This window comes from Massilia agrisoli (genome assembly GCF_020831365.1).
Taxonomy (GTDB): Bacteria; Pseudomonadota; Gammaproteobacteria; order Burkholderiales; family Burkholderiaceae_D; genus Telluria_A; species Telluria_A agrisoli.
Window position 1 is genome coordinate 236352 of record NZ_JAJHPV010000009.1, and the last position, 15521, is coordinate 251872.

13 protein-coding genes are annotated in these 15521 nt (G+C 63.2%); 4 read left to right on the forward strand and 9 right to left on the reverse strand.

The features are described 5' to 3' along the window. The first annotated feature begins 77 nt into the window (after nucleotides 1-77). Entirely contained in the window at nucleotides 78-980 is a 903-nt protein-coding gene (locus LMJ30_RS05570; protein ID WP_229431351.1) for a LysR family transcriptional regulator, read from the forward strand. Then, nucleotides 971-1588 (forward strand): M15 family metallopeptidase, encoded by a 618-nt coding sequence (locus LMJ30_RS05575; RefSeq protein ID WP_229431352.1) that lies wholly within the window; start codon nucleotides 971-973, stop codon nucleotides 1586-1588. The genes LMJ30_RS05570 and LMJ30_RS05575 overlap by 10 nt, the downstream gene beginning before the upstream one ends. Before the next feature lie 105 nt (nucleotides 1589-1693). Here the strand turns inward: LMJ30_RS05575 and LMJ30_RS05580 are convergent, their stop codons facing one another. From LMJ30_RS05580 to LMJ30_RS05605, 6 genes are all read right to left on the reverse strand, one after another. Next, on the reverse strand, nucleotides 1694-2203 hold the full coding sequence (locus tag LMJ30_RS05580; protein WP_229431353.1) for a DUF1697 domain-containing protein: 510 nt from the start codon (nucleotides 2201-2203) through the stop codon (nucleotides 1694-1696). 161 nt (nucleotides 2204-2364) lie between these two features. Continuing rightward, entirely contained in the window at nucleotides 2365-3795 is a 1431-nt protein-coding gene (locus LMJ30_RS05585) for an efflux transporter outer membrane subunit (protein ID WP_229431354.1), read from the reverse strand. Continuing rightward, nucleotides 3795-6971 (reverse strand): efflux RND transporter permease subunit, encoded by a 3177-nt coding sequence (locus tag LMJ30_RS05590; protein WP_229431355.1) that lies wholly within the window; start codon nucleotides 6969-6971, stop codon nucleotides 3795-3797. Before LMJ30_RS05590 ends, LMJ30_RS05585 begins: the two co-directional genes overlap by 1 nt. Before the next feature lie 3 nt (nucleotides 6972-6974). After that, nucleotides 6975-8177 (reverse strand): efflux RND transporter periplasmic adaptor subunit, encoded by a 1203-nt coding sequence (locus LMJ30_RS05595; protein WP_229431356.1) that lies wholly within the window; start codon nucleotides 8175-8177, stop codon nucleotides 6975-6977. Between the two features lie 129 nt (nucleotides 8178-8306). After that, a complete protein-coding gene (locus LMJ30_RS05600) occupies nucleotides 8307-9152 on the reverse strand; it encodes an alpha/beta hydrolase (protein ID WP_229431357.1) in 846 nt (281 codons plus the stop codon). Continuing rightward, nucleotides 9152-9346 (reverse strand): hypothetical protein, encoded by a 195-nt coding sequence (locus LMJ30_RS05605; protein ID WP_229431358.1) that lies wholly within the window; start codon nucleotides 9344-9346, stop codon nucleotides 9152-9154. Before LMJ30_RS05605 ends, LMJ30_RS05600 begins: the two co-directional genes overlap by 1 nt. 130 nt (nucleotides 9347-9476) lie before the next feature. Between LMJ30_RS05605 and LMJ30_RS05610 the strand changes: the two genes are divergently transcribed. After that, complete coding sequence (locus LMJ30_RS05610) at nucleotides 9477-10394, forward strand: LysR family transcriptional regulator (protein WP_229431359.1); 918 nt, start codon at nucleotides 9477-9479, stop codon at nucleotides 10392-10394. On the opposite strand, the gene LMJ30_RS05615 is transcribed toward LMJ30_RS05610, so the two are convergent. From LMJ30_RS05615 to LMJ30_RS05625, 3 genes are read right to left on the reverse strand one after another with little or no spacing between them, the layout of a single operon-like run. After that, nucleotides 10391-10762, reverse strand: a complete 372-nt coding sequence (locus LMJ30_RS05615) for a translation initiation factor Sui1 (protein ID WP_229431360.1) — start codon at nucleotides 10760-10762, stop codon at nucleotides 10391-10393. The two genes, LMJ30_RS05610 and LMJ30_RS05615, sit on opposite strands and share 4 nt — an antisense overlap. After that, entirely contained in the window at nucleotides 10752-12215 is a 1464-nt protein-coding gene (gene dacB / locus LMJ30_RS05620; RefSeq protein WP_229431361.1) for a D-alanyl-D-alanine carboxypeptidase/D-alanyl-D-alanine endopeptidase, read from the reverse strand. The genes LMJ30_RS05615 and dacB overlap by 11 nt, the downstream gene beginning before the upstream one ends. Nucleotides 12216-12223: 8 nt before the next feature. Continuing rightward, complete coding sequence (locus tag LMJ30_RS05625) at nucleotides 12224-13459, reverse strand: spore maturation protein (RefSeq protein WP_229431362.1); 1236 nt, start codon at nucleotides 13457-13459, stop codon at nucleotides 12224-12226. Between the two features lie 195 nt (nucleotides 13460-13654). Here LMJ30_RS05625 and LMJ30_RS05630 point away from each other — a divergent pair, with 195 nt between their 5' ends. Then, entirely contained in the window at nucleotides 13655-15448 is a 1794-nt protein-coding gene (locus LMJ30_RS05630) for an ABC transporter substrate-binding protein (RefSeq protein WP_371872978.1), read from the forward strand. Nucleotides 15449-15521 lie beyond the last annotated feature (73 nt).

Below are 15521 nucleotides of genomic sequence, written 5' to 3' on the forward strand. Positions count from 1 at the left end.
AACGGTGGCCCGGGTTTTGCGCTATCCTGCGAAACATTCGCGCATCGGCGCGCGTCCACCATACAAGGGATAAAGCGATGCGGCTGCGTCATATAGAAGTATTCCACGCCATCATGCAGGTCGGTACCATCAGCGGTGCCGCCCAGGTCCTGCATATCTCGCAACCTGCGGTGACCAAGGTGCTGCAGCACGCCGAACTCCAGCTCGGCATGCCGCTGTTCGAACGCGTGCGCGGCAAGCTGTACCCGAAGCCGGAAGCGCACCGCCTGTTCGTCGAAACCGAAAAGCTGAACCGCGACTTGCAAGGCATCCGCCGCCTGGCGGCCAGCCTCAAGGGCCGCGCGCTGGAAACGGTGCGGCTGGTATCGACGCCAACCATCGCCATCAGTGTGCTGCCTGAAGCGATGACGCTGTGGCGGCGCGAATATCCGGAAACCCGCTGCGAGCTCGGCACCCACCACACCAGCGAAATCGTCAACACGCTGCGCCTTGGCGAAGCCGACCTGGCGCTGTCGCTGCAAGATCCGCGTCACCCAGGCATCGTCGCCGAGCCAATCGCGCAGGGCGTGATGACTGTTATTGCGCCTGCCGGAACCTGGACCGAGGAAGAATGCCGCCAGCCGGTGGCGGCCGAAGGCCTTGTCGGCGAGCTGATCGGCATGACCGACAACGACCCGCTGGGCGAGCTACTGGTTGCCTCCTGCGAAGCACAGGGCATCCAACCGGTCTTCAACACCGTGGTGCAGACCTACCAGATTGCGCGCTCACTGGTGGAAGCCGGCGCCGGCATGGCGGTGGTCGACCCGTTTACCGCTGCGTCGGCGAGCGACAAGCTGCAACGACGCCCGTGGGCGCCGGCGATTCCGGTGCAGCTCTACCTGCTGACGGCGAGCCACTCGCCGCTGTCGCACGTGGCCCGTGAATTAGCCAACAGTATCGGCGCGACCGCGCGCAAATGTATCGAGAGGGGATGTCAGTGATTCAAGGTATTGCCAGCGAAGATATCGAAAGCAGCCCGGATTTCCGGCACCTGTCGACGATCGATGGAATCGCTGTCGAATTGCGATATGGCACTCCCGACAATTTCGTCGGCCGCGACTTGTACTCGCCGTTTGATTGCGCATGGCTGCACCGCGACGCGGCGGCCGCGCTGGAAAAAGTGGTGGCATGGCTGGCCGACAAGCGGCCTGGCTACACGCCGCTGATCCTCGATGCGCTTCGCCCGCAACGCGTGCAGCAGCAGCTGTGGGACGCGCTCGACGGCACCGACCTGCGCATGTACCTTGCCAACCCTGAGCGAGGCTCGATCCACTCGTTCGGCATGGCGCTGGACCTGACGATCCTCGACGAAGAAGGGCGTGAGCTGGACATGGGAACGGGTTTCGATGACCTGAGCGAGAAGTCGCATCCCGCGCTCGAATCGCAGCTGCTGGAACGCGGCGAGATCACGCATGAACATATCGCCAACCGCCAGCTGCTGCGTGACGCGATGACGCATGCCGGTTTCGTCGGCATCAACAGCGAGTGGTGGCATTTCGACTGTGGTGACCGCGAGACCGTGCGCCGCACGTTCAAGCGGGTTCTCTAACCGTCGTCCCCGCGAATGCGGGGACCCAAACTGCGTGTCCAGAGCTTGCTCAGCATGGATTCCCGCTTTCGCGGGAATGACGGGATTGACTTTGATCGCCTAACGCTATGCGCCCGCCATTTCAGCAAGCTTGGCGATGGTATTCATGTTGCGGGCGGTCCCGGTCGCTGCTGCGGGGATTTTCAGTTTGGACGCCCCGCTGCCGCCTGGGTAGGTAACATAGATCTCCCGTGTGCCCAACGCCAGTTCTTCGTCCTGCCGGCCGCGTACATTATCAATCGCGTCAACCGGCGGCGCTGTGTCGAGAAAGATCGCAAACGTCAGATTGGGTGCCGCATCCTTGAACGGATTTGCCTTGAGGACGGCAGTCATTTCCGGCCCTGTGCGCACCATTACGCCAACCGGCTTGCCGGCATATTCTTCCAGGCTCGCAGCCAGTTTTTTGGCGACCTGGTTTTCCGCCAGCGCGCTGTCGAACACCACGTTGCCGCTCGCGATGTAGGTGCGTACATTGGAAAAACCGATGGCTTCACACATCGTCTTCAGTTCGCTCATTGGAAGCTTGCCTGTTCCGCCAACATTGACGGCGCGAAGGAGGGCGATGAATGTGGTCATGTGTCGGCCTCTCTCACTTCAATTGGGCAGCCCGTGTACGCAGCCCCCGGCAAAGTCCCGCGCATAAAAAAACCCCCATATCAGCCTGGCCATGTCATCGAGACATTATCCAGGAAAATATGGGGGTGCGGTGCTATCTCAATTATCAGGTACTACCTGCGTCAATCCCAGCCGCCGCCCAGCGAGCGGATAAGCGCCACCGTCGTCACCGCGCGGTCGCCGCGCAGCAGGACTGCATTGCGTTCGATGGCTGCCAGGTTGCGCTGCGCGTCCAGCAGGTCCAGGTAGCTCGAACGTCCGGCGTCGTACAGCTTCTGCGCGAGGTCCGCCGAACGGCGCGCCGACACGACTGCCGCATCGATCTGCTCCGCCTGCCCCGCCAGGATGCGCAGGCCGGCGAGGTTGTCCTCGACTTCCGCAAACGCCACCAGTACGCTCTGGCGGTACGAGGCCACCGACTCCTCCAGCACCGCTTCGCTGCGGGCGATGTTGGCCTTGTTGCGGCCACCATCGAGTATGGGCATCGACATCAGCGCGCCCAGCACCCACGAGCGGCTGCTCCACTTGAAGACGTCGGACAGGCTGGCAGACTCGCCGCCGCCGCTGCCGGTCAGGGCGAGCGCCGGGAACATCGCGGACTTTGCGACGCCAATACGCGCGTTCGACGCCGTCATTGCAAGCTGCGCGGCGGTGATGTCGGGACGGCGTTCGAGCAGCGTGGAGGGCAGCCCGGCCGGAATCGCGGGCAACTGCGCCGCGTCGGCCAGCGATTTGTCTTCCGCAGTGAACGATGATGCGGGCTTACCCAGCAAGACGGCAAGCGCGTGCTCGTTTTGCGTGCGCTTGCGCTGCACGCCGATGGCTTCCGCCTTGGCGGTTGCCAGTTCGGTCTTGGCGCGGGCCAGGTCGAATTCGCCGATGTCGCCGTTGTCATAGCGGCTCTGGTTGACCTTGACGCTCTGGGTGCGCAGGTCGACCGTGCGGTTCAGCGTTTCCAGTTCAGCATTCGCGGCGCGCAGGCGGAACCAGGTTTGCGCCACGTCGGCCTGCAACGCCAGCAGCACGGACTTGTAGGTCGCTTCCGATGCCTGCGCATCGGCCTGCGAAGCGCTGCTGCCGGCGGCGAGGCGGCCGAACAGGTCCACTTCGTAGCTGGCGGTCAGCGCCGCCTGGTAGGAATTCGTTGCTGCGACATCAGTCCCTTCGGGCAGCCCGAGCGATACAGCGGAGGCGCGGCCGCGCTGGCCGCCGACGCCAGCGCCCAGCTGCACACCGCGGCTTGCGTCGGTGATGCCGGCAATGGCGCGCGCCTGTTTTACACGCGCCGCCGCCACCGCCAGGCTGGCGTTGGCACGGGTGGCCTCGTCGATCAGGCTGGTCAGCGTGCTGTCGCCAAACGCCAGCCACCACTGGCCGCGCGCCTGCGCTTCCGCGGGCTGCGCCGGCTTCCATTGCGTGCCGTCCGGCGCCTGTACTTCCTTGAAGGCCTGCGGCACCTCGACCTGCGGCTGTTTCAGTTCAGGCACCGTGGAGCACGCAACCAGCAGTAAAGCGGCGAGCAGCGGCGAGAGTCGTTGTGTGAGCTTGTTCATTACACGGTCCCTTCCAGTTTTGCAGCGGCTGCCACAGGGGTCTTCTTTCCGAGGCGGTCTGCAAATGTGCGCAGCAGGACATAAAACACCGGCGTCAGGAACAGGCCGAAGAAGGTCACGCCCAGCATGCCGCCAAATACCGCCACGCCCATCGCATGGCGCATCTCGGCGCCAGCACCGGTCGAGAACACCAGCGGCACCACACCCATGATGAAGGCGATCGACGTCATCAGGATCGGACGCAGGCGCAGGCGGCAAGCTTCGAGGGCAGCTTCGACGATCGTACGGCCGTGGTCTTCGAGTTCACGCGCAAACTCCACGATCAGGATCGCATTCTTCGACGCCAGCCCCACCAGCACGAACAGCGCGATCTGGGTGAAGATGTTGTTGTCGCCACCGGTCAGCTTCACGCCGATCAGCGCGCACAGGATCGACATCGGCACGATCAGGATGACTGCCAGCGGCAGGGTCCAGCTTTCGTACTGCGCGGCCAGCACCAGGAAGACCAGCAGCACGCACAGCGGGAACACCAGGGTCATCGTATTACCGGACAAAATCTCCTGGTAGGTCAGCTCGGTCCATTCGAAGGTGACGCCCTTCGGCAGCACCTCGGCGGCGATCTTTTCCAGCGCGGCCTGGGCCTGGCCGGACGACACGCCCGGCGCAGGGCCGCCATTGATGTCGGCGGAGACGTAAGCGTTGTAACGCTGTACGCGGTCCGGTCCATAGCTGTCTTTTACAGTCATCAGCGATGACAGCGGGATCATCTCGCCCTTGTCGTTACGTACCTTCAGCTGGGCGATCTGCTCTGGCTGCGAACGGAACTGCGCGTCAGCCTGCACCCGCACCTGGTAGGTGCGGCCAAACTGGTTAAAGTCGTTCACGTACAGCGAACCGAGGTTGATCTGCAAGGTCTGGTAGATCGTCGCCAGCGGCACGCCCAGCTGCTTGGCCTTGACGCGGTCGACGTCAGCAAACAATTGCGGGACATTGATCTGGAAGCTGGAGAAGACGCCTGCCAGCTGCGGGTCCTGCCACGCCTTGCCCTGAAGCGCCTGCACCGACTTGTACAACTCGTCGTAGCCAACGTTGCCGCGGTCTTCCACCATCATCTTGAAGCCGCCGATGGTGCCAAGGCCGTTGACCGGCGGTGGCGGGAACACCATGATGAACGCGTCCTGGATTTCGCCGAGGCGCTTGTTGATCTCCTGCGCGATTTCCGGACCCGACTCGCCCTTGCCGGTGCGCTGGTCGAACGGCTTGAGCGCCGTGAACACGATACCGGCATTCGGCGCATTGGTGAAGCCGTTGATCGACAGGCCTGGGAAGGCGATCGACGATTCGACGCCCGGCACGGTGGCTGCGATGTCCGACATGCGGCGGATAACAGCTTCCGTGCGGTCGAGCGACGCCGCGTCGGGCAGCTGGGCGAAGCCGACCAGGTACTGCTTGTCCTGTGCCGGTACGAAGCCGCTTGGTACGGCCTTGAACATGAATACCGCTGCGATGGTCAGCAGCGCGTACACCGCCACCGACATGCCCTTGCGCTTGAGTACCGTGTTGACGCCGCCTTCGTAGCGCGTCGACGCACGGCCGAAGAAGCGGTTGAACCAGCCAAAGAAGCGGCCGAATACCTTGTCCATGCCACGGGTCAGTGCATCTTTCGGCGCGTCGTGCGGCTTGAGCAGCGCGGCGGCCAGTGCAGGCGACAAGGTGAGCGAACTGAATGCCGAGATCACGGTCGAAATGGCGATGGTCAGCGCGAACTGGCGGTAGAACTGGCCGGTAAGGCCAGAGACGAATGCAATTGGCACGAACACCGCGCACAGCACCAGCGCAATGGCGATAATCGGACCGCTGACTTCCTTCATCGCCTGCACCGTCGCTTCACGCGGGGTCAGGCCGTCTTCGATATTGCGTTCGACGTTTTCAACCACCACGATGGCGTCATCGACCACGATACCGATGGCCAGCACGAGGCCGAACAGGGACAGCGTGTTGATCGAGAAGCCAAGGCCAAGCATCACTGCGAACGTGCCGACGATGGACACCGGCACGGCCAGCAGCGGAATGATGGATGCGCGCCAGGTCTGCAGGAAGATGATTACCACCAGCACCACCAGCGCCACCGCTTCCAGCAGGGTAGTAATGACGGCGCGGATCGATTCGCGCACGAACTGGGTCGGGTCGTAGACCACGCTGTAGTCTACGCCTTCAGGGAAGTCCTTCTTCAGTGCCGCCATGGTGGCGCGCACATCGGCCGACAGCTGCAGCGCGTTGGCGCCAGGGGCTTCAAACACGGCGATTGCCGCAGCCGATTTGTTATTCAGCAGCGAACGCAGGGAGTAGGAGTTGGAGCCCAGCTCAAGGCGCGCCACATCCTTCAGGTGGGTGATGGCGCCGTCGGCGCCGGTGCGCACGACGATGGCGCCAAACTCCTCGACCGAGGTGAGGCGGCCCTGGGTATTCACGGTCAGCTGGAAGTCGGCGTCCTTTGCCGGCGAGGCGCCGATAACGCCGGCGGCGACCTGCACGTTCTGCTCGCGGATCGCGCCAACAATGTCGGACGCGGTCATGCCGCGCGCCGCCACTTTTTGCGGATCAAGCCAGACGCGCATCGCGTAGTCACCCGCGCCGAACAGCTGGACTTCACCCATGCCGTTGATGCGCGCCAGCTGGTCTTTCACGTTCAGCACCGCGTAGTTGCGCAGGTAGACGTCGTCGTAGCGGCCGTTCGGCGATACGAGGTGGACCACCATCGTCAGGTTGGGGGAGCTCTTGACCGCAGTGACGCCGATCTGGCGCACCTCTTCCGGAAGGCGCGGCAAGGCGCGCTGGATGCGGTTCTGCACCTGCGATTCGGCCTGCTCGACATCGGTGCCCACTTTGAAGGTGACGGTCAGCGCCAGCGAACCGTCGGAGGTCGACTGCGACGACATGTACAGCATGTTTTCGATGCCGTTGATCTGCTCTTCGAGCGGCGCCGCCACGGTCTCGGCGATCACCTTCGGGTTCGCGCCCGGGAACTGCGCGCGCACCACCACCGACGGCGGCACCACGTCCGGGTACTCCGAGATCGGCAGGTTGAAGATCGACAGCAGGCCCGCGACGAAAATGATGATCGACAGGACGGCCGCGAAAATCGGCCGGTCGATGAAGAATCTGGAGAAGTTCATGATTTATTCCTTGCCCGTGGCTGCGACCGCGGCCACTTTCAGTTCTGCCTTGCGGTCAGCATCCATCGCAACCATCTGCGCGTTGACGGGTGCGCCCGGCTGTACGCGCTGCAGGCCGTTGACCACGATCTTCTCTCCAGGGCGCACGCCGCTACGCACGATGCGCAAGCCGTCCACCGTCGGCCCCAGTACCACCGGGCGGTATTCGGCTTTGTTGGCGGCGCTGATCACGTAGACGAACTTGCGGTTCTGGTCGGTGCCCACCGCGCGGTCGTTGATGAGGACCGCATTGGATTGGCTGCCCGCGCTGCCACCCAGCTGGACCCGCGCGAACAGGCCAGGCACCAGGGTGTTGTCGTCGTTGTTGAAGGTGGCGCGCATGCGTACGCTGCCGGTTGCGGTGTCGAGGCTGTTGTCGACGAATTCGAGCTTGCCTTCATGCGGGAAGCCGGTTTCGTTCGCCAGGCCAACCTTGACGGCGACTGGCGCGCCTTTGTGGGCGTCGCGGCCGACACGCAGGTAGGTCGCTTCGTCACCGTCGAAGGTGGCGTAGATCGGGTTGTTTGAAACCACCGAGGTCAGTACCGCGGTCGGGTCGACCAGGTTGCCGGTGGTGATTTCGGCTTTCGATACGCGCCCGGTGATTGGCGACTGCACTTTGGTGTAGGCGATGTTCAGGCGTGCCGCTTGCAGCGAAGCCTGCGCTGCGCGCACGTTGGCGTCGAGTTCCTTCAGCGCCGAGGCCTTCTCGTCGAACTCGCGCTGCGCGATCGCCTTGTCCGCCAGCAGGCGCTGGGCGCGGTCGAGTTCAAGTTTGGCCAGGTCGGCGCGTGCGATGGCCGAGTTGGCCGCGGCTTCCGCGCGGCTGGCCTCCGCCTGGAACGGGCGCGGATCGATTTCAAACAGCAGGTCGCCTTTCTTGACCAGGCTACCCGGCTTGAAATGCACCTGCGTGATAAACCCGCCGACGCGGGCGCGGATGTCGACCCGTTCGACTGCCTCCAGCCTGCCGGAGAACTCCTGCGTTTCGGTGACCGGCCTTTCGATGACGGTGGCGGCGGTGATCGGCGGCGCGGCCGGAGCGGCGGCGGCGCTGTTGGCCGTGGCATTGTCGCAGCCAGAAAGCACCGTGGCGGCCAGGCCCGCGACGGCCATGGCGGCAACCAGCGGCTTGGCAAAGATGGAGATTCGATGCGCTGTTTTCATGATGTTTCCTTTTTTTAGTCGAAAAGTGGCCCCGGCCCTGCCGCCGGGACGGCAGGACGCAAAGTCGAGGGTAAAGCGGTCCCCGGACGCCTTGAAAAAGGCGTCGCAGGGGTTGAAAGCGGAGTTAGGTCAGGAAGCGGTCAGGGAACCGTCGAGCGTCGCCAGGAAGCGGGAGATTTCGGTGAGCGCGGCGGCTTCGCACGCACACTCGTTGCGGGCGGCGGCATCCTGGATGGATTCAGGCACCAGCCTTTTCATCGTTGTCGATACGCCGGAGCTGGTGAGCTTTGCGCCGTATTGTTCGGCCTCGTCGCGCAACGGGTCGTCCTCGGCAGACAGGATCAATGCGGGCGGCAGGTTGCGCAGGCGGCTGGACTGCAGCGGCGAGGCGTAGGGGTGGCTGCGGTCGGCGGCATTCGGCAAATAGCCGCGGTAGCTGGCGGCGCAGCTGTTGGCCACTTCGATCGTCTCGGCGCCAGGCGCCACTTCACGCATCGAGCAGGTGGTCAGGCCGGGGTCGAGCATCGGCATCACCAGTACCTGGCCGGCCAGTTTCGGTGCGCCGCGGTCGCGCGACATCAGGGCGCACACCGCGGCCAGGTTGGCGCCAGCCTCGATGCCGGCGACCACCATGCTCTTGCCGCTCCAGCCGATGCTGGCTTTGTTCTTCTTGGCCCAGACCAGCACGGCGTGCGCATCTTCGACGGCGGCAGGAAATGGCTTTTCGCCAGCCAGCGTGTAGCGCGACGCCAGCACCACGTAGTTCGGTACGCACTCCACCAGGTGGCTGAGGAACTGGTCGCTTTCATCGAGGTCGCCCTCGACGAAGCCGCCGCCGTGGAAGAACACCATCAGCCGGTCGGCCTTCTTGCGCGCGCCATTCGAATATACGCGGGCTTCAAGCGGGCCCTCGGCGCCCTGCGCCTGGATGTCGCGCCGTGCGACGCCCAGTGCGGGTTCAACAGGCTTGTTCATCACAGGCCTCCTTTTTTGTCTTTGCCTGCTTCGTTCGCGGGTGCGGCGGCAAACAGGTCATGTGCGAGTGCATCAAATCCGACTGCCTCGGCGCGGGTCGCCTGAGGGAAATGGCCGGTGAACAGGGTGCCGGTCAACATCAACGCGCCCAACAGGACGGTTGCCACTGCAACGATTCCATTTTGATAACGCATGATTGTTCTCCCCGGTTCAGATTTGCCTGTCTCGCTTGAAGCAGTACGTACACTGTATATTCGATCTACAATCTGATAAAGATGACAAAACCGAATTGATTGTTCAGAAAACTGAACAATGAGAGGATTTATGAATAAACTGCAAGCGATGGAAGTGTTTGTACAGGTTGTGGACGCGGGAGGATTCACGCGCGCAGCGGAGCATCTCCAGCTGCCGAAGGCCACTGTGTCCACTTTGGTACAAGGGCTGGAGCAGGCGCTGGCGGTCAAGCTGCTGCACCGCACAACGCGGCAGGTGCACGTGACGACGGATGGCGCGGCTTATTATGAACGATGCGTGCGCATCTTGTCCGACGTGAAGGAAGCGGAGGAGTCGCTGTCGACCACCCGGCTCAGTCCCAGCGGGCGCCTGCGTATCGACGTGTCCACAGGGCTGGCGAACACCATGCTGATCCCGCGGCTGCCGGATTTTTTTGCGCGCTACCCGGACATCCGCCTCGACATGGGCTGCGGCGACCGGCCGGTCGACCTGATCGAGGAGGGTGTGGACTGCGCGATCCGCGGCGGCATCCTGCCCGATTCAGGGCTGATCGCGCGGCGGCTGGGCATCCTCGAGTTCGTTACCTGTGCGAGTCCCGCCTATCTTGCCAAGCACGGGCGCCCAAGCCATCCGAACGACCTGTTGCGCCACCAGTGCGTCAACTACTTTTCCTCAAAGACCGGCAAGGTGCACGACTGGGATTTCTCGCGCGACGGCGAGACGCTCAACATTCCAACCCCGGCCTGCCTGGCAGTCAACGATTCGACCGTCTACACCAGCGCGGGCCTGGCTGGGCTGGGCATCGTGCAAATGGCGAGCATGGTTGCCGAGCCCCTGATCGCATCGGGGCAGATGGAAATCGTGCTGCCCGGATGGACAACCGAGCCCCTGCCCATCAATGCCGTGTACCCGCACAACCGGCATTTGTCGGCCAAGGTGCGCGTTTTCGTCGAGTGGGTGGCGGATTTGTTCCTGGCGTGGCCGGAACAGGCAAGCCTGAAGGATTAGCCGCCGACGCGCTTTGGTGCGAAGCCGCGGCTTTCCAGTTCGGCGATGATGCGCACGCAGTGGTCGCCCTGCACTTCAAGCACGCCATCCTTTACCGTTCCGCCGGAGCCGCAGGCGGAACGCAGTTGCTTGCCCAGCGCGTTTAACGCATCGGCATCGAGCGCCAGCCCTTTGACCAGCGTGACCGCTTTGCCGCCGCGGCCTTTCGTTTGCAGCATCACGCGTACCTGGCCGTCGCCAACCGGCGCTGGTTTCGCCTTGCAGGTGCATTGGGCGAGCGCGTTGCGGCAGTCCGGGCACATGCGCCCGGCTTCAGTGGAGTAGACCAGGCCGCCCGCGGCGCCCCGGCGGTTCGCGCTACGCTCCATCCGGTTTACCGGACCGGGCAACCCAATCGACCAGCGCGTCGAGCACCGCGCGGCCCTTGCCGTCCTTGACCTCGTCGCTGTTGATCATCGCGACCACAACGCACATCTGGCCGGTAGCGTCGGGCACGTATCCGGCCAGCGCAACCACGTCGCGCAGGGTGCCGGTTTTTATGCGCGCGCGCATCGCGGCAGGGCTGTCCGGCAGGCGCCGGCGCATGGTGCCGTCGACCGCGACGATCGGCAGGCTGGCCTGGAATTCCGGCGCCCATTTGCTGCGCAGGCCCGCCTGCAGCAATCCCGCCATCTGCTGCGGCGTGATACGTTCAAGGCGCGACAGGCCCGAGCCGTTTTCCATCACCAGCCCGGTGTCGTTGATGCCCTGGCGGCGCATCCAGTCGCGCACGGCGAGGTCGGCACGGATGAAGGTAGTCTGCGTGGTGACGCCGGCAATCGGGCGGCTGCCCAACGCCGTATCGGCTTCCAGCGTACCGAGGCTCAGGAACACGGTGCGCGCCAGTGCATTGTCGGACGGCTTGTTGATGTCGCGTACGACTTCCGGCAGCGCGCGCGATACATGCGCGGCCAGCACCTTCGCGTCGAGCGGCGCCGTGCCTTCGACAACCGGGCCCTTCAGGCCGCCGCCCAGTTGCTTCCAGGTGATGCGGAACAGGCGCTCGACATAGTCCTGGCGGTCGAGCACGTTGATGCTGTTGGTGCGCACGCAGTCTTTCGGGAAGGTGCCGTTCAGCACCACGCGGATGCGGCCATCGGTTTCTTTTTTTACTTCCGGCAGTTTCCAGCCGTCTTCCCATTTCGCGCAGTCGCCGTCGACCAGGGTCATGGCAGATTCGATGCTGACCCGGTCCAGCGCCGGTTCCATCGCCAGCTTGATGCCCTTGGCGGTGGAGCGCATGTCGACCTGCAGCATGTTCTTGTTGATCAGCAGCGCGTCGGGAATCACGTTGTAATACGCTTCGGGCGATTCGTCGAACGGCGGCACGCCGACATCCATGCGCGACGGATTGAACAAGCTGCGGTCGACGATGAGCTTGCCGTCGATCTTGCGGATGCCCTGGTTGCGCAGCGCCTGCAGCATGCGGCGCAGCACGTCGCCGTCGAGGTCGGCATCGGCGCCGCCGCGCAGCACCAGGTCGCCCTTGAGGCGGCCGCCGATGATTTCGCCGTTGCTGAGCAGCTCGGTGCGGCCCTTGAATACCGGGCCCAGCTGTTCCAGCCCGACCAGGGTGGTCACCAGCTTCATCGTCGACGCCGGCGCCATCGCCCTTTCGGGCTGCTGCGACACCATGATGGTGTTGCCGCGGATGACCAGGGCGCTCATCGCGTCTTGCGGGATGCCATTGGTGGCCAGCAGGGTGCTGACCGGCTGCGGCAGTTGGGCGTGGGCAGCGAAGCTCCACGCAAGCAGGGTAACGAGGGCGGTGCGGCGCAGCATGGGGCTCCTTAACCGAAGAAGAGATAGGCGACGAAGACGGCGGCGACCATGCCGGCGACGTCGGCAATCATGCCGGCAGAAATCGCGTAGCGTGTCTTGCGGATGCCAACCGAGCCGAAGTACAGGGCGATGATATAGAAGGTCGTATCGGCGGCGCCTTGCATGATGCTGGCGAGGCGGCCAACGAAGGAGTCGACACCATAGGTTTTCATCGCATCGATCATCATGGCGCGCGAGCCGCTGCCCGACAGCGGCTTCATCAGTGCGGTCGGCAGGGCTCCAGTCCAGTCGTTGCGCAGGCCAAGCGACGCCAGTACCCAGTTGACGCCGTCGACGATCATGCCGAGCACGCCGGAGTTGCGCACCACGCTGATGGCGACAAGCATGCCGACGAGGTAAGGGATGATGTTCAGCGAGGTCTGGATGCCGCCTTTCGCGCCTTCGATGAAGGCTTCGTACACATTGACCCGCTTGCGCAGCGCCGCGAAGATGAAGGTGACGATAATCGAGAACAGGATCAGGTTGGCCGTGACTTTAGAGAACAGCTCGATCTCCGGCTTGCTCATGAATTCTGCGATGTACCACACCAGCCCGCCGACGACGGCAGTGCCGCCGCCCAGCCACGCCAGCACGACGGGATGGAACAGGTTGAGCCGCTGGCGCACGCCGACCGTAATGATGCCGACCAGCGTAGCCACATAGGTCGCGATCAGGCAGGGGATGAAGATGTCGGACGGATCGGCGGCGCCCAAAATGGCGCGCTGGGCCATGATCGACAGCGGGATGACGGTCAGGCCAGAAGTCTGGATCACCAGGAACATGATCTGTGCGTCGCTGGCCTCGTCCTTCTTCGGGTTGATCTCCTGCAGGCTTTCCATGGCTTTCAGGCCGAATGGCGTCGCCGCATTGTCGAGGCCAAGCATGTTTGCCGAAAAATTCATCACCATGTGGCCGGTGGCCGGATGGTCTTTCGGGACGCCGGGGAAGATGCGCGAGAAGAAAGGTGCAATGACGCGCGCGATGAAGCCGACCGCACCCGCTTTTTCGCCGATGTTCATGATGCCAAGCCACAGGGTCATCACGCCTGCCAAAGGCAAGGCAATATCCATCACGCTGCTCTTGGCCGATTCGAAGGTGCCGTCGATGACACGCTTGAAGATCTCCATGTCGCCCATGAAAATCCACTGGGCCAGTGCCGCTAGGAAACCTACAAGGAAAAAGCCAGACCAGATGTAATTCAGCATGAGTGCTCTACTTGCGTATGGGATATATGAAGATTGTGCAGCGAGAGTATAGGCGCAGGCCGCGATGATTTGATGAAAGAATGCAGCACGACTATGTAAAAAAGTTATGCGGCGCCTAGCTGATTTCATCGGCACAGGTGCTCACTGGCACCCCGGCTCGCATATGATACGCATCGTACAATCCGGATAAACCCGATGAAATTCAGCAAAACCGTTGTCGCCGCCCTGCTCGCAGCCTCCTGTTTCGGCACCGCTGCGGCGATGGCCGCCGACACGCCGGCGCGGCCGCAAGTCCTGCATACCTTCCTGTCGACCAGCGAAACCGGGCTCGACCCCGCGGTGGCGTCCGACATCGCTACGCTGAGCCTGCTGGAAAACCTGTTCGATCCGCTGCTGCGCTACGATTACCTGGCGCGCCCGCTCAAGCTGCGCGAGAACACGCTGACCGCCATGCCCGAGGTGTCAGGCGACGGTCTGACCTATACGTTCAAGATCCGGCCCGGCATTTATTTCACGCCCGACCCCGCGTTCAAGGGCAAAAAGCGCGAGATGACGGCGGCCGACTATGTTTACAGCTTCACCCGCCTGTACGACCCGGCGCTCAAATCGCCGTGGCTGTTCCTCTTTGAAGGAAAGATTGCCGGCGACTCGGCGCTGAAGAAGAACTTCAGCTATGCCACGGCGATTCCGGGCTTGTCGGCGCCTGACCGCTACACCCTGCGCATCCGCCTCAGCGCACCGGACAATAATTTCCTGCTATACCTCACCACACCTGCCTCGGGCGTAGTCGCGCGCGAAGTGGTCGAGGCCTACCCCGGACAGGTCGGCAACCACCCGGTCGGCACCGGCCCATTCATGATCGGCGAATGGAAGCGCAGCGACCGCATCGTGCTATTGGCCAACCCGGATTCAACGGCGGTGTTCAAGGGCACGCCGGGCGACAACCCGCAGGACCAGGCCATCGCGGCAGCCCTGAACGGCAAGCGCCTGCCCTTGCTTGACCGGGTGGAAGTCAAGATTGCCGAGGAATTCCAGGGCCGCATGCTGGGTTTCCTGAGCGGCGAATACGACTATATCGAGCAGGTGCCCGAATCGATGACCGACATGGTGATCCAGGACGGCAAGCTGAAGGAGTCCTTGGTGGCGCGCGGGATGGAACTGACCCGCTTCCCGGTGCTGCAGACCTACTACATGTGGATGAACACCGAAGACCCCGTCATCGGCGGCTATTCGAAAGAGAAAGTGGCGCTGCGGCGCGCCATTTCGCTGAGCTACAACAGCCCGGAAGATATTGCCCTGCTGAAGAAGGGCTTTGCGATCCGGGCAGAGTCGCCGCTGCCGCCAAACGTGCTCGGGCATGACACAGCGTACCGCAGCCCGGTGGGCTACAACCCGGTGCTCGCCAACGCCCTGCTCGACCGCTTTGGATACGGTAAGCGCGACCCGGATGGCTTTCGGCGCAGCCCCGGCGGCCAGTCCCTGACCCTGACGATGCACAGCGAAGCGACCGTGGGCGGACGCCTGCGCGATGAGCTGTGGCGCAAGAACCTGACGGCAATCGGCCTGCGCGTGGTGTTCCGCAGCGACAAGAAAACCGAGATCATCAAGGCATCGCGCCTTGGCAAGGTTCAAATGTTCGAAAGCAACTGGATTGCCGATTTTCCCGACGGCGACAACTTCTACCAGTTGCTGTACGGTCCCAACAGCGGGCGCGCCAACTATGCGCGCTTCAACCTGCCGGCCTACAACGAACGCTACGAAAAAGCCCGCAAGCTGCCCGACTCGCCTGAACGGCAACAGCTGTACCGCGAAATGAACCAGCTGATCCATGCGTATAACCCATGGGTGCCGTTGACGCACCCGATTTCCGCCGATATCCGCCACCCGTGGCTTAAAAACTACAAGCGCCACCCTGTGGAGTTCACTCCGTGGCGCTATCTCCAGCTAGACCTTGCGCAACGCGACCGCCTCGGTAGAATAGCCCGCTGATGTTGTAAGGCAATACATTCCCGTAAGTTATGGTTGCCGCCGGAATTTTCATTGGCACGCTGCATATTGCTCC